Genomic DNA, 20,863 nt, shown 5'->3' with positions numbered 1-20,863 from the left:
TGATGCGGTGGAGGGGCCGGATCTGCCGCTGGCTAGGACGGGCAGAAGACGGTCTCCACGGTCTTGCCCATGGCCTCGCCCACTGCGGAGGGGTCCTTGACGCTCAGTGTCGCCGACACCGCCAGCTGACGGCGGCCGTCATCCGAGTAGAAGGTCATGGCGAGGTAGCCGGCGGTGGTCCCGCCCATGATGTTGAAGGTGCCGCCGCAGAGGCCGATACCGTCATCCAGGACGCGCGAGCCCTTGGGCAGCCGCTCGGTCAGGACTCGCTGGAGTTCGGGCGGCAGCAGCCTGCCCTGGATGAACGCCCGTTTGAAGGCGCTGACGTCGTGCGCGGTGGAGATCACCCCTCCGGCCGCCCCGGCGATGCTGGCGTTGAACCGGTCGACGTCGCGCAGCCTGCCGTCGGCGTCCGGGAAGTAGCCGTGGCCGTGCGGCCCCTTGATGCCCTCCGGCGGCTTGAGGGGAAGGTAGGTCTTGGTCATCCTGAGCGGGCCGAACAGGCGCCTGTGCATCTCGGTGGCCAGGTCGTGGCCGGTCGACCTCTCAATGATCATGCCGAGGAGGGTGTAGTTGGTGTTGGAGTAGGACCACTTCTCACCCGGTTCCCCGGTCCGGGGACGGCCGCGGCTCCACTTCACCAGATCGAGCGGCCGGTAATGGGTCGTGAAGTCGAACACGTCGAACGAGAGCTCGCCCTCGCTCCCGTCCGGGTTCGGCTCGGCGGCGTACCAGTCGGGAATCCCGGAGGTGTGCCGGATCATCTGCCGGACCGTGATCTCGTCGGCCCGCGCCACCAGGTCCTTCTCCGCCACCTCCGGCAACAGGTCGTGGAGCTTGTCGTCCACGCCCAGCCTGCCCTCCTGGACCAGTTGCAGCACCACGGTCGCCACCATCTCCTTGGTCTGCGACCCGATCCGGAAGCGAGAGGTCGCGGGTATTCTCCCGCCCTTCCCGCCCAGCAACCGGGAGCCCGCGCTGCCCAGCCCGACGGGCCGCCCGTCGACGTAGGCCCCGCCGACGGTTCCGACGACCCCGGGGGCGTCGGCCAGTTCCTCCATGGCCTTCTGCACGTTCCCCACCCGCGCCGGCGCGGCGGTGGCAGGCCAGGCATAGGCCAGCATCGCCATGGCGGCACCGGCGGCCAGGCCGGCCCTCCCCCACGGCGCACGAACCTTCTTATATGGCATGAGGCGTCCCTTTTCGTGCTCACCCTCCGGAACCGAGGGAGCATGTCCTCGGCGCGGACCACGACGGTCCGCGCCTCCACAAAAGACGGAAGGCCGTTGCGGTGCCGTATGAATTTCTCGATACGCCCGCGATACACAATTTCCGATAGTGAGGAACCGGCGCGCAGCGACAGTCAGATGACCCCGCCGCGGGTCGTCGTGATGACACGGCTGCTGCGGCTGCTGCGGGACGCCGGGGCGGATCGTCAGCTTCTCGGCTCGTACCGCATCGCCACGGCCCCCGAGTCGAACTCCAGTCGGCTCACAAGCTTCAATTCGATGCTCTTTGAGAGCCCTGCGAACAATGTCGGACCATGGCCCGCCAGTGCCGGATGCACGATGAACTCGTACTCGTCGATCAATCCCAGCTCCGCCAACGCCAGCGGGAGCTTCACACCTCCCACGAGCAGTCCGTTGCCGGACTCCTGCTTGAGCCGCCGCACCGCCGTCTCCAGATTCCCGCGCACGACCTCCGCATTCCAATCGACCCGGCCCAAGGTGCTCGACACGACGTACTTCTTTGCCGCGTCGATCGTCCGGGCGAAGGGTTCCATCCAATCCGGCCTCGCTCCCGGCTGCACCGGCGGACGCCATGCCGTCTCCATCATCTCGTAGGTCACCCGGCCGAAGAGGAGGGCATCGGCCCGGGCGATGCCCTCGGCCGCGTGACGATGCAGGTCTTCGCCCGGGACGATCGCGCGATGGTCGCAGCATCCGTCCAATGTGACGTTGATGGAATACCGAAGAGGCCGCATTGCGCGAGGGTATCAATCGTCGAAGCCGCAGGTGAGGTGGTCGTCCGGTCGGTAAATGTGTTGTTTGAGGAGGGCGCGACGCTGACTTTTCTCATGAGTGACGACGACTGGGTGGCTGATAACGCCCCGTCCTGCTAAACGTAGGGTTGGGTGGCATGGTGCTACGACTTGTTCAGGTGCACCTCTGCGGCCCATCAGGCGGAGTTTGTCGCGCGACTGAAGGATCTCGGTGCGACGTCGGCGGACGTGGGCCAGGGCGATGTCCCGTGGAGGGTCCTGGCCGGCCCCGAGGGCAACGAGTTCTGTGTCCTCAACCCGGGCTGACAGGCCGGGTCACGTCAAGGTCGGCGCCCTCACCATGGAGGCGTCCGGCAGCGCGGCCCTGGCCGGAAACCCGTTGAGCCCTCCTGCCGCGTTCGCATAGATTGCCTCCGGCCCCGCCGTAGTGAAGACAGAGGATGACCGCGTGACCCCGCCTGCCCTTTAGACCTGACACCTTCCGCTCACCTGTAGCCGACGTTGCGGTCGGTTCCGCCGGGCTGCCCTTGTGCGCCCGGTCATACGGCGTTCGAGGTCGCGCGTAATCGGCCTCGTGTCAGGTCTAGAGAGATCATGTCTTCACAACCTCATACCGTGCTGCCCTGGGTCGTCCGGCGGACCAGGCTGCCTCTGCTGTCGTTGCGGTGCGTGGACTGCCGCTCGGGGTCGGCGACCGTCGGCGAGGGCAGGTTCCGCGTCAACGCCAACGGCAAACTGCTGGACGTGTGGCTGCTGGTCCGCTGCCTGTCGTGCGATCGGACGGCCAAGCTCACGGTGCACGAGCGGGTGCCGGCCGGGTCCTTCGACCCGGCCGAGCTCCACGGGTACCGCGTCAACGATCCGGATCTGGTGGCGTCCAGGCTGCTGGATCCGCTGCTCGCCCGGCGCAACCGCTTCACGCTGGACTGGACGGGGGCCTGGCGCCTCGACGCCCCGTCGGCCCGGCTCGACGAGGCGTGGCCGGTCAAGGTCGAGGTCGTCTTCGAGGATCCGGTACCGGTGCGCCCCGAGCGGCTCATCGCGTCCGGCCTCGGCCTCAGCAGGAACGAGGTCCGGCGCCGGGTCAAGTGCGACATTCCGCTGCGACGTCGCACCAGCGCCGGGTTCGCCTTCACCGTGATGGCCGCGGGCTAGCGGGGGCCGTGGCGGGCCGCCCGGCCCGCCACGGCCTGGGCGACGACCTCACGGACGAGGGTCACCGGCGCGTCGCCGCGGTCAGGAACATCGGGAGGGCGAAGAACAGGCGTCCGCGTCGGCCGCGGTCGTGCTGCTCGGCGATCCAGGCCCCGGCCTGCGCTTCGCTGATCGCCCCGGCGGAGCGCGCCTTCTCGGCGAGGTCGGTCAGCGCGGGCACCATCGTCGCGTCGGTGAAGACCAGGGTGCGGGTCTCGACGGTGACGTCGGTGAATTCCGCGTCCAAGAGGAGGTTGCGGCTGCGGCGGACGACGCGGGGTGTGGGGACGAGGTCGGCGCGCGCGTGCACGATGGTGCGGGTGAGCGCTGCGTCGTCGGCGTCGATGACGAAGGTGTCCCAGTCCTGTCCGAGCAGGACGATGCGTCCGCCGGGGGCGAGCACCCGCCGCGCCTCGTCGACCGCGCGGGCGGGGTCGTCCAGGACGTGGAACACCTTCTCGGCCCGGTAGCCGCTCAGCGCGCCGTCGGGGAAGGGCAGGTCGTAGGCACCGGCCACGCGGAAGTCCGCGGCGGGCCGGCGCCGGACGGCGACGTCGATCATCCGCTCGTCGGGGTCGATGCCGATCACCCGCGCGCCCCGTTCGGCCATCTCGGCGGCCGCCCGGCCGGGTCCGCATCCGACGTCGGCGACCTTCATGCCGGGTTCGACGCCGAGCAGCTCGTAGGAACGCGCACGCAGTTCCACCGCCCCGGGGATGGAGTCCGCGATGTCGAGCAGACGGATGAGCGCGTCGGTGTCGCCGCTGGTACGGCCCGTCGTCTGATTCGTGTCCATGTCCGGGATCCTGCGGCTTCAAGTGCACTTGAAGTCAAGTGCCCCCTTCCTGCCGATGACGTCCGATGGCGCCACATGACGTCAACTGATGCCAAGTGACGTCACTTTGGCGCTTGACGTGACGTCGTCTTGGCGTCATAGTTGGGGCATGGATCTGATGCCGTACGTGGAGAACCTCCGCCGCGAGCTCGCCGTCGCCGCCGAGGCGGGCGGCCCGGACGCCCGCGCGCTGGCCGAGCGCCTCACCGGCGCGCTGGAGTCGGCCGCCAGGCTGACCCTGCTGGAGGCGTTGTCGGCGGCGGCGGACGAGATCACCCGTGATCTCGCGCCGGGCTCGGTCGACGTGCGGCTGCGCGGCGGCGACCCGGCGTTCGTGGTGACGCCGCCGCAGACGGGGCACACGCTGGGAGGCGTGCCCGCCGGCGGAGCCGAGTCCGCGCCGGAGACCCCGGCGCCCGCCACCGCCCCCCCGTCCGCGGAGGAGGGCGGCACCGCGCGGATGACCCTGCGGTTGCCCGAGCACCTCAAGGCGCGTGTGGAGGAGGCGGCCGGGCGGCAGGGGATCTCCGTCAACGCCTGGCTGGTCCGCGCCGTCTCCGCCGCGTTCGACCCCGGCGCCGGGAGCGGGCCCGCCGACCGGCCGCACCAGTCCCCGAGCGGACGCAGCTACACCGGCTGGGTGCGTTAGCGCAGCCCGGCACCACCGATCTCATCGCCCGGTCCCAAGGCCGGGATTCACCACCGGACCCATGAGGAGGGCTCCGCCATGCCTGCTTACGACTCCCCCGAACCCATCACCGCCGACATCCAGATCTACATCGGCCAGGTCCGCATCTACGCCGGCGACCGCGCCGACACCGTGGTGGAGGTGCGCCCGAGCGACCCGTCCAACGAGGCGAGCGTGCAGGCCGCCGAGCGGACGATCGTCGAGTTCTCCGGCGGGCGGCTGCTGGTCAAGGGGCCCAAGCCCAAGGCCCTCGGATACCTGCTGCCCTGGCGCGGCTCCATCGAGGTGGTCATCGGGTTGCCGGCCGGATCCCGTGTCGAGGCCGACTGCGCGGCGGACGTCATCGCCACCGGGCCGCTCGGTCAGGCCGTCCTGCACAGCTCGAACGGCGACCTGCGCCTGGAGGAGACCGGTTCCCTGGAGGCCAAGGCGTCCATTGGCGACATCTCGGTCGACCGGGTGACCGGGCCCGCCGAGGCGACCGCGGCCACCGGGACGATCCGGATCGGCGGCATCGGCGGTCCCGGCTCGCTGAAGACCTCCACCGGCGCCATCACCCTCGGCGACGTCGCCGGTGACCTGCAGCTGAAGACCGCCACCGGCGACATCACCGTCGACCGTGTGACGGCCGACCTCACCGCCAAGTGCGCGCACGGCCGGATCCGGATCCACGCGGCGGTGAGCGGCGCCCTCCACCTGGAGAACGGCTACGGGAAGGTCGGCGTCGGCATCGCCGAGGGCACGGCCGCGTGGCTCGATCTGCACTCCAAGAACGGCGTGGTGCGCAACGCCCTGACCGCCGCCGAGGGCCCCGAGACCGCCGAGAGGGTCGTCGAGGTGCACGTGCACACCAATTACGGCGACATCGACATCCACCGGTCCTGACCTCCCGAACACCAGCTAGGAGCCCCCCATGAGCGACGCGATCACGGCCGAGGGACTGGTCAAGAGGTACGGCGAGGTGACCGCCCTGGACGGGCTGGGCTTCGCAGTCCCGCAAGGGACGGTGCTGGCCCTGCTCGGCCCGAACGGCGCCGGGAAGACCACGACCGTGCGCGTGCTGACCACGCTGCTGCGCCCGGACGGCGGCCGCGCCACCGTCGCCGGATGCGACGTCGTGCGCGACGCCCGGCGCCTGCGCGGGCACATCGGGCTGTCGGGCCAGTACGCCGCCGTCGACGAGCACCTCACCGGCGCCGAGAACCTGGAGATGGTCGGGCGGCTCTACCACCTGGGCGCCAAGCGCAGCAAGGCCCGCGCCCGCGAGCTGCTCGAACGCTTCGACCTCACCGACGCCGCGGACCGTCCGGTGAAGGGCTACTCCGGCGGCATGCGCCGCCGCATCGACCTCGCCGGCGCGCTGGTCGCCGACCCGCCGGTCCTGTTCCTGGACGAACCCACCACGGGCCTGGACCCCCGCGCACGCGCGGCGCTCTGGGACACCATCTCCGAACTCGTCGCGGGCGGCAGCACACTGCTGCTGACCACCCAGTACATGGAGGAGGCCGACCGCCTCGCCGACCAGATCATGGTGGTCGACCACGGCCGCGCCATCGCCCGCGGCACCGCCGACGAGCTTAAGGACCAGGTCGGCGGCAACCGCATCGAGCTGACCGTGACCGACGCCGCCGAGCTGGAGACCGCACGGCAGGCCCTCGCCTGGGTCGCCGTCGGCGCCATACGGACCGCACCGGAGTCGCTCCGGATCACCGTCCCGGTCACCGACGGTCCCGAGTCGCTCCGCCAGGTCCTCGGCCGGCTGGCCGGCACCGGGGTCCGGGTGCGGGACGCCGGGCTGCGGCGGCCCACCCTCGACGACGTGTACCTCACCCTGACCGGGCACCAGGCGTCCGGCACCGACCCGCACGCCCGGGAGGCCACCCGATGAACGCGCTCACCATGCCCCTCGCCGACGGCTGGACCATCGCCAGGCGCAACACCCTCAAGATCAGGCGGTCACCGGACCTGCTCGGCTCCGCGATCATGTTCCCGATCGTGTTCGTGCTGATGTTCGCCTACGTCTTCGGCAGCGTCATCGAGGTCCCGGGGATGCCGTACCGGGAGTTCCTGCTGCCCGGCATCTTCGTCCAGGCCGTGATCATGGGCGCGCAGATCACCGGGTACACCCTGACCCTGGACCTGCAGAAGGGCATCTTCGACCGGTTCCGCTCGCTGCCGATGGCCCCGTCCGGGGTGCTGATCGGCCAGACCGTCGGCGACCTGCTGATGAACCTCGCCAGCCTGGTCGTCATGGCGGTGATGGGACTGATCGTCGGCTGGCGGGTGCACACCTCGCCCTACGAGGCCGTCCTCGGGTTCGGGTTGCTGCTGCTGTTCGCCTACGCGTTCTCCTGGTTCACGGCGACCGTCGCGTTGGCCCTGCGCACCCCGGAGAGCTTCAACAACATCGCCACCATGGTCTCCTTCCCGCTGATGTTCATCTCCAACGCCTACCTCGACAGTTCCCGGCTGCCCACGCCGCTGCGCGTCGTCGCCGAATGGAACCCCGTCTCCACCTTCACCCAGGCCGCACGTGAACTCTTCGGCAACACCAGCTCCGCGATGAAGACCTCGGACGCGTGGCCCGTCCAGCACGCCGTCCCGGCGTCGCTGCTCTGGATCGCCATCATCCTGGTCGTGTTCGTCCCGTTGGCGACCCGCCTCTACAAGAGGGCGGTCAGCAACTGACCACCGGCACAACGCCAAAGGCGCCCCCGCCGAACCGGAGGGGCGCCTTCAGCGTTCGGGAGAACGGCGCGAAACCGCTGTAGGCGCGCCGTCGCCGGCCGGTTCTGCGGGGAACGACCGCCTCCAGCCCCGCTCCACCGACGCGCGGCACCTGTCCGGCCGATCCCCCTCGCCGACGAACAGCGCGGTCAGCATCGGCACGCCGTGGTCGAGCGTCTCGCAGGGCAGGGGACCGTTGGCGACGAGCGAGACGAGCCCATGGCCGATCACCCAGCTCTGGATCGCCAGTTGCAGCGGGTCGGCGTCCGCGCGCAAACGCCCGGAGTCCGCGCCCCGCCGGACGGCCTGGACCAGGTACTCCAGGGTGGCGTCCGCGGCCTTGAGGTCTTCGAGGTCGAAGGTCGCGTCGAACATGACCCGGTACAGATCGGGATGGTCCAGGGCGTTCCCGACGTAGGCGGCGACGAGGGCGGCCAGGTCCCGGACGGGGTCCGCGGAGACGCTCAGCTCGGCGAACCTCGCGGCGAGGCGGGTGAAGCCCTCCTGCCGCAGCGCCTTCCACATCCCGTCCATGCCGCCGAAGTGGGTGTAGACGGCCATCGTCGAGACTCCGGTGCCCGCCACCAGGGAGCGCAGCGTGATGGGCTCGCGGAGGCGGAGCATGTGCGCGGCCCGCTCGATGAGCAGCGTGCGGACCGCGGGGTCCCTCGTCCTTGCCACGGCACCAGAATACATAGCATAGCAATGCTATGGTCAGTGAATCCGAGGTTTCGGCCTCTACCACGAGGAGTCAGCATGGCCATCACCCTGGTGAACCCGGCAGGACTGCCGCAGGTCGACCTCTACCGGCAGGTCTCGGTCGCCACGGGATCGAGGCTGGCCTTCGTCGCCGGCCAGGTCGCCCACGGCGGCGGAGATTTCGCCGCGCAGGTCGAGCAGTGCTATCTCAACATCGCGACCGCCCTCGCCGAGGTCGGCGGTTCCTTCGAGAACGTGGTGAAGCTGACCGTCTACGTCGTCGACTGGACCCCCGACAAGATGCCCCTGTTCATGGAGGGCCTCGCCCGGGCCGCCGCGACGCTGGGCGTCACCCCCGTCCCGCCGCTGACGGGGGTGGGCGTCGTCGCGCTCGCCGACCCCGGCCACCTTGTCGAGATCGAGGCCACCGCCGTCCTCGACTGAGCCGGGCCGGGACGGCGGCTTCACAGCCAGGTGGTGCCGAGCCAGACCGCGGCCGCGGCGGCGGCCAGGAGGACGATGTTGAGCCCGATCATCCGGGCCTCGCCGCGGCTCAGGTGGACCGTGATGCCGCCGATCTGGATCAGGACGAGCCCGCCCGCCGCCGCGACGGCCAGCCAGGCGGCGATCCCCGTCAGCGGCGGGAGGATCAGGCCGGCCGCGCCGAGGATCTCCAGCACTCCGATCACCCGCACGAGCGGCATGGGGACGGTGTCCACCCAGCCCATCATCGGCCGGAGCCGCTCCTGGCTCTGGACGGCCTTCTTGCCGCCCGCGAACAGGTAGAAGGCGGCCAGGAGCGCCGCGACGACCCAGTAGGAAATCTCCATGGAAGGACACCTCGGAGGCTGGTGACGTGGCTCTGGCCACGATGGTTACGAGTCGTAAGCAGCCCCATGATGCGTCATTATTGGAAGCCTTACAAAAGGCACAAGCATGTGCGTTACTGACAGGGACCGCCATGTCGGAGTACGAGCACACCTGCATGATCCGGGGCGACGGAGGGCGGACGATCCGCGCCATCCTCGACCGCATCTGCAACAAGTGGACGCTGCTGATCGTGGCGACGCTCGATCAGGGCAGCCTGCGCTTCACCGACCTGCACAAGCAGATCCCCGGGATCTCCCAGCGCATGCTCACCCTGACACTCCGGAACCTCGAACGCGACGGCCTGGTCTCCCGGACGGTGTTCGCCGAGGTCCCGCCCAGGGTCGAGTACGAACTGACCCCCACCGGCAAGAGCCTGATCCCCCCGGCCTTGACCCTCGCCGGCTGGGCCATGGAACACGTCCCGCACATCGAGGCCAGCAGAGAGGCGTACCAGAACCGAGCCTGAGGTGGGCGGCCGGTCAGGACCGCCAGGAAGGTGTTTCTCAGGTGCGCGCGGTCATCTGCCAGACTCCTGACCATGGCGGACGCGACCGAGCCGGGCGGCGCCTGTACGGAGGTGCGGATCGGCGTCCTCGGTCCCCTGGCGCTGGACACCGTGACCGGTCCGGCGCGTGCCGGGGGTGCGCGGCTGCGGGCGCTGCTGGCCCGTCTGGCGCTGGACGCCGGGCGCGACGTTGCGACCGCGACCCTGGTCGAGGCGCTGTGGGACGGGGCGGCACCCGACGCCCCGCTGCACGCCCTGCAATCGCTGGTGTCCCGGTTGCGGCGCGTCCTCGGCCACCCGGGGCTCGTCACGTCCGGCCCGGCCGGGTACCGGCTGGCCGTCGCGCCGGACGCGGTCGACGCCGTCCGGTTCGAGCGGCTGGCGCGCGAGGGACGGCGCGCTCACGCGGAGTCGCGTCCCGCCGAGGCCGTCGCCGCTCTGCGTGAGGCCCTGGATCTGTGGCGCGGGCCCGCCCTGGCGGATGTGCGCCAGGCGCCGTTCTCCGCCGCCGAGGCCGAACGGCTTGAGCGGGTCCGCCTGACCGCGCTGGAGGACCGGATCGAGGCGGAACTGGCGCTGGGCGCCGGCCCCGGCCTGGTCGCCGAGCTCGAGTCGCTGACGGCCGCGCACCCGCTGCGCGAACGGCTGCACGCCCAGCTGGTCCGCGCGCTGGCGCTGGACGGACGGGGCGCCGAGGCGCTGGCCGCCTACGAGCGGATCCGCGGCCACTTGGCGGACGAGTTCGGCGCCGATCCCGGGTCGCATCTCCACGAGGCCCACATGACGGTCCTGCGGGGTGAAGCCACCCGGGTCCACCGGTCGCGCGGCAACCTCGACGTCCCGCTCACCAGTTTCGTGGGCCGTGACGGTGACGTCCGACGCGTGGTCGGCCTGCTCGGGCGCTCGCGGCTGGTCACCCTGGTCGGGGCCGGAGGGTCGGGCAAGACACGGCTCGCCGGCACCGTCGGCCGGCGGCTCGCGCCGTCCGGCGGGGTGTGGTTCGTCCCGCTGGCCCCGGTCGGCGCGGACGACGTGCCCCGTGTGGTGCTCGATCTACTGCGGGCGCGGGACGAGGGCGGGCCCGGGCCGGTCGCGCCGGAGGCGGTGCCCGGCCGCCTGGCCGAGGTGATCGCGGACGACGACCTGGTCCTGGTGCTGGACAACTGCGAGCACGTGATCGAGGCCGCCGCGCTGCTCGCCGGGTTCCTGCTCGGCCGGTGCCCGCGGCTGCGGGTGCTGGCCACCAGCCGCGAGCCCCTGCGGATCGACGGCGAGACCCTGCACCCCGTGCCGCCCCTGGAGGTTCCCGGGCCGGACGCGACGGCGGAGCGGGCCCGCGCCTGCGCGGCGGTCCGGTTGTTCCACGACCGGGCGGCGGCGGTGCGGCCGGGTTTCGCCCTGGAAGGCGGCGCGCTGACGGCGGTGGTCGAGATCTGCCGCCGCCTGGACGGCCTGCCGCTGGCGATCGAGCTGGCCGCGGCGCGGCTGCGCAGCCTGCCGGCCGAGGCGGTCGCGGCGCGGCTGGACGACCGGTTCGGGCTGCTCACCGGCGGCAGCCGCACCGCGCTGCCGCGGCACCGGACCCTGGCCGCCGCGGTGGCCTGGAGCTGGGACCTGCTGGACGGCGGGGAGCGGGGGCTGCTGGAACGGCTGTCGGTGGTGCGCGGCGCCTTCGCCGAGGACGCGGCGGAGGCGATCGGGCTGCCGGGCGACGTCCGCCCGGGCGACGTCCGGGAGACGCTGGCGGCGCTGGTCGACAAGTCCCTGCTGCACCCGGCGGAGTCCGCCGACCCGACCGAGCCGCGCTACCGCGTGCTGGAGACGATCCGGGAGTACGGCCTGGAGCGGCTGGCCCGGCGCGGCGAGCTCGCCGACGCCCGCGGGCGGCACGCCGGGTTCTTCCTGCGGCTGGCCGAGGGCGCGGACCCGTGCCTGCGCACGTCCGGCCAGCTGCGCTGCCTGGCGCGCCTGTCCGCGGAACGGGACGACCTGTCGGCCGCGATCCGCTGGGCGGCCGAGAACGGCGACGCGGGTTCGGCGGTCCGGTTCGGTGTCGCGCTCGGCTGGTACTGGTTCCTGCGGGACTTCCCGCCGGAGTCGCTCGACCTGCTCGGGCGGGTGCTCCAGGTCCGCGGGGCGAGCGAGCTGCCGGGGTATCCGCTGGTGGTCGCCGCGCATGCGCTCGCCACCACCGAGGCCGCCGGGCCGCACGAGGCGGAGGCGGCGTTCGGGCGGATGAGGGCGGCGCTGGCCGACGCCGGACCCGGCACGCACCCGATCCTGGAGATGGCCCGCCTGGCGCTCGCCATCAGCCCGGGAGGTGTCCGGGCGGAGGCCGGTCGGCCCGCTCTCCCGGGCGGGCGGGCCGATCCGTGGAGCCGGTCGCTGGCCCTGCTGACGCGCGGCGTCGTGACCATGAACGCCGGGGCCGCCGCCGAGGCCGCGGATCTGCTGTCGCAGGCGCTGGACGGCTTCGAGGAGACCGGCGAGCGGTGGGGTCTGGCGACCACGCTGAGCACCCTGAACTCGGCGCTCTCCCGGTCCGGCGAATCCGAGGGGGCGCCCGCCCTGGCCGAGCGCGCGACCCGGTACTTCCGCGAGCTCGGCATGCCCGAGCACACCATGGAGAACGAGGTGGCGGCGGCGCTGCACCGGGCCCGGACGGGCGACGTGGACGGCGGGCGGCGGCGCCTGGCGGAACTGCTCGACCAGGCCGGGCGGAGCGGCTCGGCGGAGTCGCGCACCCAGATACGCCTGGGCTCGGCGCGGCTGGAGTGGTGGGCAGGGCGGCCCGAAACCGCCCGCGAGCACGCCCTCGCCGGGGTGGCCGGGGCACCTGCCGGCAGGTCGACCACGCCGCTGATGACCGCGTTGCTGCTGGGCGTCCTCGCGCAGGTGGACGCCGCGGGCGGACACCCGGACGAGGCGGCGCACCGCCTCGACCACGAGGCGGTGCGCCTGATGCTGACCTGGAACACGCCGGTCGCGGCGGCGATCGCGGTCGCGGCCAGCGCGATCGAGCTGGGCCGTGACCGGCCGGAACGGGCGGGACGGCTGCTCGGGGCCGCGGACGTGCTGCGCGGCCGGCCCGACCCGGGCGACCCCGATGTGCGGGAGATCACGCGGCGGGTCACGGCCGCGCTCGGCGCCGCCGGACTCGCGGCCGTGCAGGGCGCGGGGGCGGCGATGTCGCGGGCGGAGGCCGAGGGCCTGGTTTCCGCGGCCGTCACCGCGCCCGGGACCGGCCGCGCCGGTCAGCCCGCCTGAGCCGCCGGCACGGGCTTGCCGAACATGGTGCAGGTCACGGCGTTCTGGAGCGCGTGGGCGGCCTCGGCGATCTTCGGGTCGGCCTCGAACTCGGCCCAGAACTCCGTCGCGATGAGGACGGTCGCGGTGCGTCCGCCCGCGCGGTCGGTGAGGGTGGTGGTCAGGTAGCCGGGCACGCCGCCGTCATGGCCCCAGAAGGTGCCGCACGGGCCGGTGCCGGTCTGGATGCCCAGCCCGTAGCCGGGCCCGTCCGGATGCTCCGCGTCCACCGGGACCGTGGTGCGCAGCTGCGCCAGCTGCGCGGCGGGCAGCAGCTTGCCGGACATCAGCGCCGTGTAGAAGCGGGACCAGTCCTGCGTGGTGGACACGACCGCTCCGGCCGCCCCTCCCCATGCGAGGTCGTTGCCGGAGACGTCCACGTGACCGTGGTGGCGTGGCCCGGCGAAGTCCCTGAACCCGGCGGGAACCTCCGCCGGCATGTGGTCGGCGTCGGGCTCGTAGCCACGGGCGTAGGGTCCGCGCCAGGCGGAGCCGACGGGATAGTAGGTGTGGTGGAGGCGGAGCGGCCGCGCGATCCGGTCCCGCACCAGATCGGCCAGGCGTGCCCCGGTGACCTTCTCCAGGACGGCGCCGATGGCGGCGTAGCCGGTGTTGCTGTAGGACCATCTCGTGCCCGGCGCGAACAGCGGATCGTGCTTGACGCCCAGGGCGAGCAGTTCCGCCTGGGTCCAGCGCCGCCGGTCCTTGCCGAGGATCGATGGCCGGATCGCGGGGTCCTCGGTGTAGTCGAACAGGCCGCTGGTGTGGTTCAGCAGCATGCGCAACGTGATCGCCTCGCCGCCGGGCACCTGGCCCGGCAGCCACTTCTCCACCGGATCGCCCAGGGCGAGCCTGCCTTCGGCGGCCAGTTGCAGCACGAGCGTGGCGATCATCGGCTTGGTGTTGGAGCCCATCCGGAACTCGTCCCCCGCCTGGAGCGGGTGGTCCCGTCTGGTCCAGGCGGCCTGCTCGGCGATCTCGACCGGCCGTCCGGCGCCGTCGTCGACCCGCACGATCACGCCGGGCGCACCGGCGTCCACGAGGTTCCGTGCCAGCCGTAGCAGCTGGGCACGCTGCGTCCCGGCCCCCGCCCGCGCCGCCTGCGGCGTGGCCGAGGCGGGTGGCGCGGTGGCCGCGGCCAGGCCGACGGCCAGTGCCGAGGCCGTGAGGCTGCGCAGCAGACGTGACCGCACGGCGCGATCGGACGATGGTTCACGAGGGGACATGGACCCGTGGCCTCCGGGTGCTAGGTGACGCGGACGGCACCCACCTTCCGGCCCCCCGCTCACAGACCGCACACAGCGCGCTGTCAGCCGCCCGTCCCGCCTCGCCCGTCCCGCCTCGCCCGTCCTGTGAAGCCGGACGTGCTGGACCGGGGCCGGCCGCCTCCGCATCGGCCGCCGGCCCCGGTCATCGGCCTGGTCCCTCGCCCCGCTCGCCCACGAAACGCGGCTTGCCGGCGCTGAAGGACAGGACCGCCTGGATGACGCAGATCGCCACGAGGAGCGTCACCGGTGTCGACCAGGACCCGGTGGCGTCCCGGAGGACGCCGACGGCGAACGGGCCGAACGCGGCGAGGAGGTAGCCGACGCTCTGCGCCATCGCCGACAGCGTGGCCGTGTCCGCCGCGGTGCGGGTCCGCATGCTGAACAGCGCCAGGGTGAGCGGGAACACGCCGCCGCCGATGCCGATGAGCGCCGCCCAGAGCCACGGCACCCACTCCGGATGCAGCAGGAGCCCCATCAGGCCGATGATCTGCAGGACGGTCATCCCCGCGCCGAGCACCCCCTGCCGCCGCATGCGCGCCGCCAGGACCGGGACGGCGAAGTACACCGGCACGCCCACCAGCAGCGCGACGGCCAGGAGCGTGCCGGCCTCCCCCGGCGCGAAGCCGGCGTCGATGTAGATGGTCGGCAGCCAGGCCATCACGACGAAGGCGAGCACCGACTGCGTCGCGAAGAGCAGGGTGACCGCCCACGCGACCGGGCTGCGCATCATGGCCGTCACCAGGACGCGCGTCTCGGACGGGGTGGCGGTCCGGCGCATCCGCGGCAGCCAGACCAGCAGGGTGACGGCGGCGAGCACGGACCAGACGGCGAGCCCGCCCCGCCAGCCGCCCGCCACCTCGCCGGCCGGCACGGTCGCGGCGGCGCCGATCGCCGCGCCGGCCGACATCGCGGCGCTGTAGGCGCCGGTGACCTCGCCGATGCGGGCCGGGAACTCGATCTTGACGATCACCGGGATCAGCACGTTGCCCGCCGCGATGCCGGCGCAGGCGACGAACGTCCCGGCGAGGAGCGTGACCTCCCCGCCGGTGACGCGCACCAGCAGCCCGACCAGCAGCAGCACGAGCGCCAGGCCGAGCCCGGCGTTCGCGCCCGCGCGCCGGATGAGCCAGGGCATCGCCAGGGCGACGCCGCCGAAGCACACGACCGGCAGCGTCGCCGCGGTCGCCGCCGTGAGGGTGGACATCCCGAGGTCGGCGCGGGCCTGGTCGAGCACCGCGCCCATGCTCGTCACCGCGACGCGGAGGTTCATGGCGACCAGGACGACGGCGACCAGCACCGCCGTCCGCCGCCGTCCGCGCGGATGTCCCGCCCGGGTGGCCGTGTCGTCCGGACCTGGACGGTCGGACGAGCCCCCGTCGGCCTCCAGGGGAGAGCGGTTGGTCGTCACGTCGCGCGCCCCCGCGTGCCCTGGAGATACCGGGCGTATCCGTCGTCCGCGATCACGCCCCGACGGCCGATGGCGCGGCCGCGCCGGACCGCGTGCCCGTCGCGACGAGCGTGCGCACCGCGTCGACGGCGGTGGCGAAGAGCGGCTCGATGGAGGGCGCGGGGCCGTTGTCGATCGCGTCCTGGCTCCACATCAGCACGACGCTGCCCGTCCGCACCTTCAGCACGGTGCCGACGACGAACACGGCCGCGGACTCCATCTCCGAGCAGACGGCCCCGCCGCGGCGCCAAGTCTCGAAGCGCTCCTTCAGCGTGGCCGCCATCGGCATGCGGTCGGTCTCGGTCTCGCCGTAGTACGAGTCCTTGGTGTGCGCGGTCCCGCACCGGAACGGCACGCCCGCGCGCTCGGCGGCCTCCCGCAGCGCGAGCACCACCTCGATGTCGGCGATCGCCGGGAACTCGACCGGCAGGTACTGCTTGGTGGTGCCCTCGTCGCGGATCGCGGACGTGAGGACGGCCAGCTCGCCGTTGACGACGTCGGGCAGCATCGAGCCCGACGCGCCGACCCGGATCATCGTCTCGACCCCGAGCGCCGCCAGCTCCTCCACGGCCAGGGCCGTCGACGGCGCGCCCACGCCGGTGGAGGTGACGATGACCCTCTCGCCGCCCAGCGTGCCCCGCCAGGTCTCGAACTCGCGGTTGCGCGCCACGAACTCCGGGTCGTCCAGGAGCGCGGCGATCGGGGCGACGTGCTCGGGGCAGTTCGGCAGTAGGGCGTACCGGCCCACGTCCTCGGCGCGAAGGTGCAGGTGGTGGGCCAGGTTCTCGCTGCTCATCGGCTTCCTTCCATCCGTCAATTGCGAACATACAGTGTCATATCCAGTCCACGTTCGTCACTATTGACATACGTGGACAAGACACCTACGGTTCCGGCAATGGCCCTGGTGACGAGGAGGTACCGTGCGGCACACGCCGGCGATGGAGACCGCTCTCCTGGCGTTCATGAGCGTCCACGAGGGCCCGGTGGGGGCGCGGGCAGCGGCCCGCCACCTGCGGGATCGCGGCTTCGATGTCAGCGAGTCGACCGTCAGCCGCCTCCTCACCGGTCTCGACGAGCGCGCCCTCACCCAGTCGCTGGGGAAGAAGGGGCGGATCCTCACCGAGGAGGGCACCCGTGTCGCGGCCAACCAGCAGCTGGACAGCCAGCGGGCGTCGTCGTTCGCCGACGCCCTCAACCTGCGCGACGTCCACGACCTGCTCGACCACCTCGCCAGCCGGCGGGGGATCGAGCGGGAGGCCGCACGGGCCGCCGCGCTGCGGGCGCGCCCCGAGGAACTGACCCGGCTGCGCGCGATGGTCCAGACGGGAGGCGAGGCGCGCTGGCGGGAACGGCTCGCCTTCCACAAGACGATCGGCGACGCCTCGCACAACAAGCAGATCCAGGCGATCACCACGACGCTGTTCGACGAGCGTCTGGATCTCCTGGAACGCCTGCTCATCATGATCGGGATCAAGCAGGATGCACTGATCCGGTGGGACCAGGAGCACCGCGACATCGTCGCCAGCATCTCCGACCGGGACGCGGACGGCGCCGAGCGGCTCATGGTCGTGCATCTGGACGGAATGATCCGTGAGACGGAGCACTTCGCCAACAGCGGGAACGCTCACGTCATCCACACGCTGCTCGCGGAAATCGATCTCGCGTAGAGCGCTAGCCCTTTTTTCACCACAGCGATCACGACGACGACTCTTTCGGGAGCACGAATGAACCACATCTCCACGCCGCCCGGTCTGGGCCGGCGCTCCTTCCTGCGGTACGCCGGCACGGGCGCGGCCGTGGTGGCCGCAGGCTCGGCCGTCCCCCTGCTGACCGGATGCGGCACCAACGAGGCCGGCGGTTCCGGCGGCTCCGGATCCAAGGGCGGCAAGTTCGCGGTGAAGCTCGCGTGGATCCCGAACGCCGAGTACGCGGGCATCTTCGTCGCCGCCGAGGACGGGCTCTACACCAAGCAGGGCCTCACCGTGGACGTCCAGCCGGGCGGCCCGAACTCCGCGGTCGTCCCGCTGGTCACGACGGACCGCGTCAACATCGGCATCGAGGCGATCCCGGAGAACGTCGCCACCGCCGTCGCCCGCGGCGCGAAGCTGAAGATCGTCGGCGCCGGGCTGCAGAAGAGCCCCGAGTCCTGGATCTCCCTCGCCGACCAGCCGGTCAAGAGCCCGAAGGAGATCGAGGGCAAAAAGCTCGGCATCACGCTGGCAGGGAAGAACACCGCACTGGTGTTCATGAAGCGCAACGGCGTCGACGTCAGCAAGGTCAAGCTGGTGCCGATCCAGTTCGACCCCGCGCCGCTCGCCGCCCGTGAGGTGGACGCGATCTGGGGCTTCGCGTCGAACCAGCCCGTGTCGCTGGCGCTGCGCGGGATCAAGACCCACGTCATGCCACTGGCCGACTTCGGCTTCAACCGGATGCAGAGCGTCTTCTTCGCCTCGGAGAAGACGCTGAAGGACGCCGCGGCCCGTGAGAACGCCCGCAAGTTCCTGGCGGCCAGCCGCCAGGGCTGGGAGGCGGCACTGCGCGACCAGCAGCACGGCGCGGACGTGATCATGAAGAAGTACGGCGCCAAGCTCGGCCTGAAGCTCGACGAGCAGGCCAAGTCGCTGGCCGCCATCGCGCCCTTCGTCACCGGGGACGGGAAGGCCTCCGCCGCCGGGTCCAAGGGCCTGTTCTGGATGTCCGACGCGCTGGTCGAGGAGACGATCACGAGCCTCTCCAGCATTGGGATCAAGCTCGACAAGTCGCTGTTCACCAACGAGCTGCTCGGGGGATGAGCCGCGCCATGCCGGAGGAGAGAAGATTGCTGGAAACCGCGACGACGGACGCCGCCCCGGGGGACGCGGGCGCCTCCGAAGGAATCCGCACGAGCGGCCTGAAGAAGGTCTTCGCCGCCAAGGGGTCGTCGGTCGAGGCGCTGCGCGAGTTCACCTTCGCATCCCGCCGCGGCGAGTTCGTCGGCCTGCTGGGCCCGTCCGGGTGCGGCAAGTCGACCGTCCTGCGCGTGCTGGCCGACCTGGAGACCCCCACGGCGGGGGAGGTCACGGTGCACGGCCGCACCCCGCGCGAGCTGCGCGAGGGCAACGGCGTCGGCATCGCCTTCCAGGACGCCGGGCTGCTGCCGTGGCGGAGCGTGGAGGCCAACATCCGCCTTCCGCTGGAGGTGGCCGGCCGCCGCGACCCCGAGGGGGTCGCCGAGCTGATCCGGCTCGTCGGCCTCAAGGGGTTCGAGAAGGCCCGGCCCTCGCAGCTGTCCGGAGGCATGCGCCAGCGGGTGTCGCTGGCGCGGTCACTGGTCACCCACCCCGAGCTGCTGCTGCTCGACGAGCCGTTCGGGGCGCTGGACGACCTGACCCGGCAGCGGCTCAACTTCGAGCTGCAGCGGATCTGGGCCGAGCGGGGCACGACCACGGTGCTGGTCACCCACGGCATCGCCGAGGCCGTGCTGCTCTCGGACACCGTGGTGCTGATGTCACCGCGGCCTGGAACGATCCTGGACGTGGTCGACGTCGACCTGCCCAGGCCGCGCACGCCCGAGATCCTGCAGGACAGCGCCTTCCACGCGCTCTGCGACGAGCTGTCGGAGAAACTGTTCAGCGGGATCGGAAACGGGGGCGGGAACGGGAACGGCGGGAACGGACGCGGGGACGGGGCCGCCCAGTGAGCGCCGTCTCCCTCCCCCGTGCCGCCGCGCACCTGCGGACCGCGGTGCCGCCGCTGCTGACCGTGGTGGTCCTGGGGCTCGCGTGGCAGGTCATGTCGCTCAGCGGGTTCGGGTCGCTCGTGCCGTCGCCGGGTGAGGTCCTCGGGCAGATGCGCGATGACCTGTCCTACTACGGGCCGAACGTGTCGGTCACGATGTCGTCGGCGCTGCAGGGCTACATCTGGGGCAACGGCATCGCGATCGCCCTGGCGCTGTGCACGCTGCCGTTCCCGCGCGTCCAGGCCCTGTTCGAGCGGGTCGCGGTCGGCGCGATCGCGCTGCCGCTCATCGCCGTCGCGCCGCTGCTGGCGATCGCCTTCCGCGGCAACGTCCCGAGCGTGATCCTCGCCGCGCAGGCCGTGGTCTTCACCACGCTGGTCGCCGCGATCCTCGGCCTCAACAGCGTGGACAAGACCTCGGTCGACGTGGTCCGCGCCTCCGGCGGCTCGGAGTGGACGGTGATCCGCAAGGTCCGGCTGCCCGCGGCGATCCCGAGCTTCGTCGCCGGCCTGCAGGTCGCCGCGCCCAGCGCCATCCTCGGCGCGATCATCGGGGAGTACATGGGCGGTGAGCAGGGACTGGGCGTCGCCATGGTCCAGGCGCAGGGCGCCTTCGACATCCCCCGCGCCTGGGGCCTGGCGATCGTGACCTCGCTGCTCGCCGCCGTGGCGTTCCTGGCCCTGCCGCTGATCGTCCGGCTGGCCCTGCCGTGGACGCGCTCGATGGACACCGTCCTCGGCGCGCGGGCGGAGCGGCTCGGGCGGCGCGACCCGCGGCTGGCCGCCCGCATCCGGCGCGCGTCCTTCGCGACGGTGGGGACCGTGGGCGGCGTCGTCCTGTGCTGGTGGCTGCTCACCCTGGTCGTCCCGGGCGGCACCGCGGTGGCCCGCGGCCCGTTCGACGTCGGACCCTACTTCGTGTCCGGCGACACCCAGCTGGTGACCGCGTCCGGTGACGCCGAGGACCCGCTGCCGTACATGTTCTCCTCGCTGCTGCAGACCATCGGCGACGCCGGGCTCGGCTTCTTCGTCGGGCTCGTCCTCGCCGTGGCGATGGCCGTGGTCGCCTACGAGTTCCCGGTGATCGAGCGGGTGCTCATGCCGATCTCGATCGCCCTCCGGTCGATCCCGATCGTCGCCGCGATGCCGCTGCTGGCGCTCATGTTCGGGCGGGGCATCGTCGCCGTGACGGTGCTGATCGCGGTCATGACGTTCTTCCCGATCCTGGTGAACGTCCTGCTCGCGATGAGGGCCGTCCCGCGCAGCGCCACCGACCTGCTCACCGCCGTCGGTGCCCGGCGCAGGCACCGCATCGCCAAGCTGCTCATCCCGTACGCGCTGCCGGCGCTGCTGGCCTCGATCAAGATCGCGCTGCCGCTGTCCATCGGCGCGGCCATGGTCGCGGAGTGGCTCGCCACCGGCTACGGGCTGGGCGCGTCGATGACCGTCGCCGCGACGCTGTCGGACTACAACTTCGTCTGGGGCGGGGTCGCCATCGTGCTGCTGGCCTCGCTCATGGCCTACCGCCTGGCCGGCGCGCTGGAGGACACCGCTCTCAGCCGCCTCGAATGACCGGGGCACGACCTTTCATGACCGAACATCGGG

Annotated in this window: 20 protein-coding genes and 1 pseudogene; 13 read left to right on the top strand and 8 right to left on the bottom strand. The window is 72.1% G+C overall.

What is annotated here, in order from left to right:
- Window positions 1–32 precede the first annotated feature (32 nt).
- Window positions 33–1,190 carry a serine hydrolase domain-containing protein gene (locus AGRA3207_RS01390; protein ID WP_231332724.1) on the bottom strand — a complete coding sequence of 386 codons (1,158 nt, stop codon included), beginning with the start codon at window positions 1,188–1,190 and terminating at the stop codon, window positions 33–35.
- 245 nt (window positions 1,191–1,435) lie between these two features.
- Window positions 1,436–1,984, bottom strand: a complete 549-nt coding sequence (locus tag AGRA3207_RS01385) for a dihydrofolate reductase family protein (protein WP_231332723.1) — start codon at window positions 1,982–1,984, stop codon at window positions 1,436–1,438.
- Between the two features lie 180 nt (window positions 1,985–2,164).
- On the opposite strand from AGRA3207_RS01385, the pseudogene AGRA3207_RS01380 reads away from it, so the two are divergent.
- A pseudogene (locus tag AGRA3207_RS01380) lies at window positions 2,165–2,302 on the top strand (VOC family protein); the annotation flags it as partial.
- Window positions 2,303–2,617: 315 nt separating this feature from the next.
- Window positions 2,618–3,157 (top strand): DUF1062 domain-containing protein, encoded by a 540-nt coding sequence (locus AGRA3207_RS01375; RefSeq protein WP_231332722.1) that lies wholly within the window; start codon window positions 2,618–2,620, stop codon window positions 3,155–3,157.
- Between the two features lie 61 nt (window positions 3,158–3,218).
- Here AGRA3207_RS01375 and AGRA3207_RS01370 read toward each other — a convergent pair whose 3' ends face one another.
- Window positions 3,219–3,992 (bottom strand): methyltransferase domain-containing protein, encoded by a 774-nt coding sequence (locus AGRA3207_RS01370; protein WP_231332721.1) that lies wholly within the window; start codon window positions 3,990–3,992, stop codon window positions 3,219–3,221.
- A gap of 148 nt (window positions 3,993–4,140) precedes the next feature.
- Between AGRA3207_RS01370 and AGRA3207_RS01365 the strand changes: the two genes are divergently transcribed.
- From AGRA3207_RS01365 to AGRA3207_RS01350, 4 genes are all read left to right on the top strand, one after another.
- Entirely contained in the window at window positions 4,141–4,680 is a 540-nt protein-coding gene (locus tag AGRA3207_RS01365; protein ID WP_231332720.1) for a toxin-antitoxin system HicB family antitoxin, read from the top strand.
- A gap of 78 nt (window positions 4,681–4,758) precedes the next feature.
- A complete protein-coding gene (locus tag AGRA3207_RS01360) occupies window positions 4,759–5,604 on the top strand; it encodes a DUF4097 family beta strand repeat-containing protein (protein ID WP_231332719.1) in 846 nt (281 codons plus the stop codon).
- 28 nt (window positions 5,605–5,632) lie between these two features.
- Window positions 5,633–6,607: an ATP-binding cassette domain-containing protein gene (locus AGRA3207_RS01355; RefSeq protein WP_231332718.1), complete on the top strand. Its 975-nt coding sequence runs from the start codon at window positions 5,633–5,635 to the stop codon at window positions 6,605–6,607.
- Window positions 6,604–7,407: an ABC transporter permease gene (locus AGRA3207_RS01350; RefSeq protein ID WP_231332717.1), complete on the top strand. Its 804-nt coding sequence runs from the start codon at window positions 6,604–6,606 to the stop codon at window positions 7,405–7,407. The genes AGRA3207_RS01355 and AGRA3207_RS01350 overlap by 4 nt, the downstream gene beginning before the upstream one ends.
- 48 nt (window positions 7,408–7,455) lie before the next feature.
- Here the strand turns inward: AGRA3207_RS01350 and AGRA3207_RS01345 are convergent, their stop codons facing one another.
- The gene (locus AGRA3207_RS01345; RefSeq protein WP_231332716.1) at window positions 7,456–8,127 is read right to left on the bottom strand and encodes a TetR/AcrR family transcriptional regulator; all 672 of its coding nucleotides are present in this window, start codon (window positions 8,125–8,127) and stop codon (window positions 7,456–7,458) included.
- 75 nt (window positions 8,128–8,202) lie between these two features.
- Here AGRA3207_RS01345 and AGRA3207_RS01340 point away from each other — a divergent pair, with 75 nt between their 5' ends.
- Window positions 8,203–8,589, top strand: coding sequence for a RidA family protein (locus AGRA3207_RS01340; protein ID WP_231332715.1), 387 nt, complete (start codon window positions 8,203–8,205; stop codon window positions 8,587–8,589).
- A gap of 20 nt (window positions 8,590–8,609) precedes the next feature.
- On the opposite strand, the gene AGRA3207_RS01335 is transcribed toward AGRA3207_RS01340, so the two are convergent.
- Window positions 8,610–8,975 (bottom strand): DoxX family protein, encoded by a 366-nt coding sequence (locus tag AGRA3207_RS01335; protein ID WP_231332714.1) that lies wholly within the window; start codon window positions 8,973–8,975, stop codon window positions 8,610–8,612.
- Between the two features lie 131 nt (window positions 8,976–9,106).
- Here AGRA3207_RS01335 and AGRA3207_RS01330 point away from each other — a divergent pair, with 131 nt between their 5' ends.
- Both AGRA3207_RS01330 and AGRA3207_RS01325 read left to right on the top strand, forming a co-directional pair.
- Entirely contained in the window at window positions 9,107–9,481 is a 375-nt protein-coding gene (locus tag AGRA3207_RS01330; protein ID WP_273699988.1) for a winged helix-turn-helix transcriptional regulator, read from the top strand.
- A 72-nt stretch (window positions 9,482–9,553) separates the two neighbouring features.
- Window positions 9,554–12,787, top strand: a complete 3,234-nt coding sequence (locus AGRA3207_RS01325; protein WP_231332713.1) for an ATP-binding protein — start codon at window positions 9,554–9,556, stop codon at window positions 12,785–12,787.
- On the opposite strand, the gene AGRA3207_RS01320 is transcribed toward AGRA3207_RS01325, so the two are convergent.
- From AGRA3207_RS01320 to AGRA3207_RS01310, 3 genes are all read right to left on the bottom strand, one after another.
- Window positions 12,775–14,019, bottom strand: coding sequence for a serine hydrolase domain-containing protein (locus tag AGRA3207_RS01320; RefSeq protein ID WP_231332712.1), 1,245 nt, complete (start codon window positions 14,017–14,019; stop codon window positions 12,775–12,777). The genes AGRA3207_RS01325 and AGRA3207_RS01320 overlap by 13 nt on opposite strands.
- 217 nt (window positions 14,020–14,236) lie before the next feature.
- Entirely contained in the window at window positions 14,237–15,502 is a 1,266-nt protein-coding gene (locus tag AGRA3207_RS01315) for an MFS transporter (RefSeq protein WP_231332711.1), read from the bottom strand.
- Window positions 15,503–15,554: 52 nt separating this feature from the next.
- Window positions 15,555–16,337 carry a nucleoside phosphorylase gene (locus AGRA3207_RS01310; RefSeq protein WP_231332710.1) on the bottom strand — a complete coding sequence of 261 codons (783 nt, stop codon included), beginning with the start codon at window positions 16,335–16,337 and terminating at the stop codon, window positions 15,555–15,557.
- A 124-nt stretch (window positions 16,338–16,461) separates the two neighbouring features.
- Here AGRA3207_RS01310 and AGRA3207_RS01305 point away from each other — a divergent pair, with 124 nt between their 5' ends.
- The 4 genes from AGRA3207_RS01305 to AGRA3207_RS01290 are packed head-to-tail and all read left to right on the top strand — an operon-like array spanning window position 16,462 to window position 20,830.
- Window positions 16,462–17,208 carry an FCD domain-containing protein gene (locus tag AGRA3207_RS01305; RefSeq protein WP_231332709.1) on the top strand — a complete coding sequence of 249 codons (747 nt, stop codon included), beginning with the start codon at window positions 16,462–16,464 and terminating at the stop codon, window positions 17,206–17,208.
- A gap of 57 nt (window positions 17,209–17,265) precedes the next feature.
- Window positions 17,266–18,333: an ABC transporter substrate-binding protein gene (locus AGRA3207_RS01300; protein WP_231332708.1), complete on the top strand. Its 1,068-nt coding sequence runs from the start codon at window positions 17,266–17,268 to the stop codon at window positions 18,331–18,333.
- 26 nt (window positions 18,334–18,359) lie between these two features.
- The gene (locus AGRA3207_RS01295; RefSeq protein WP_231332707.1) at window positions 18,360–19,220 is read left to right on the top strand and encodes an ABC transporter ATP-binding protein; all 861 of its coding nucleotides are present in this window, start codon (window positions 18,360–18,362) and stop codon (window positions 19,218–19,220) included.
- On the top strand, window positions 19,217–20,830 hold the full coding sequence (locus tag AGRA3207_RS01290; protein WP_231332706.1) for an ABC transporter permease: 1,614 nt from the start codon (window positions 19,217–19,219) through the stop codon (window positions 20,828–20,830). Before AGRA3207_RS01295 ends, AGRA3207_RS01290 begins: the two co-directional genes overlap by 4 nt.
- The last annotated feature ends 33 nt before the right edge of the window (window positions 20,831–20,863 follow it).

Source organism: Actinomadura graeca (assembly GCF_019175365.1).
GTDB classification, from domain to species: Bacteria; Actinomycetota; Actinomycetes; order Streptosporangiales; family Streptosporangiaceae; genus Spirillospora; species Spirillospora graeca.
Note: the sequence above shows the minus strand (reverse complement) of the source record. Positions and strands in the feature narration are given on the sequence as shown.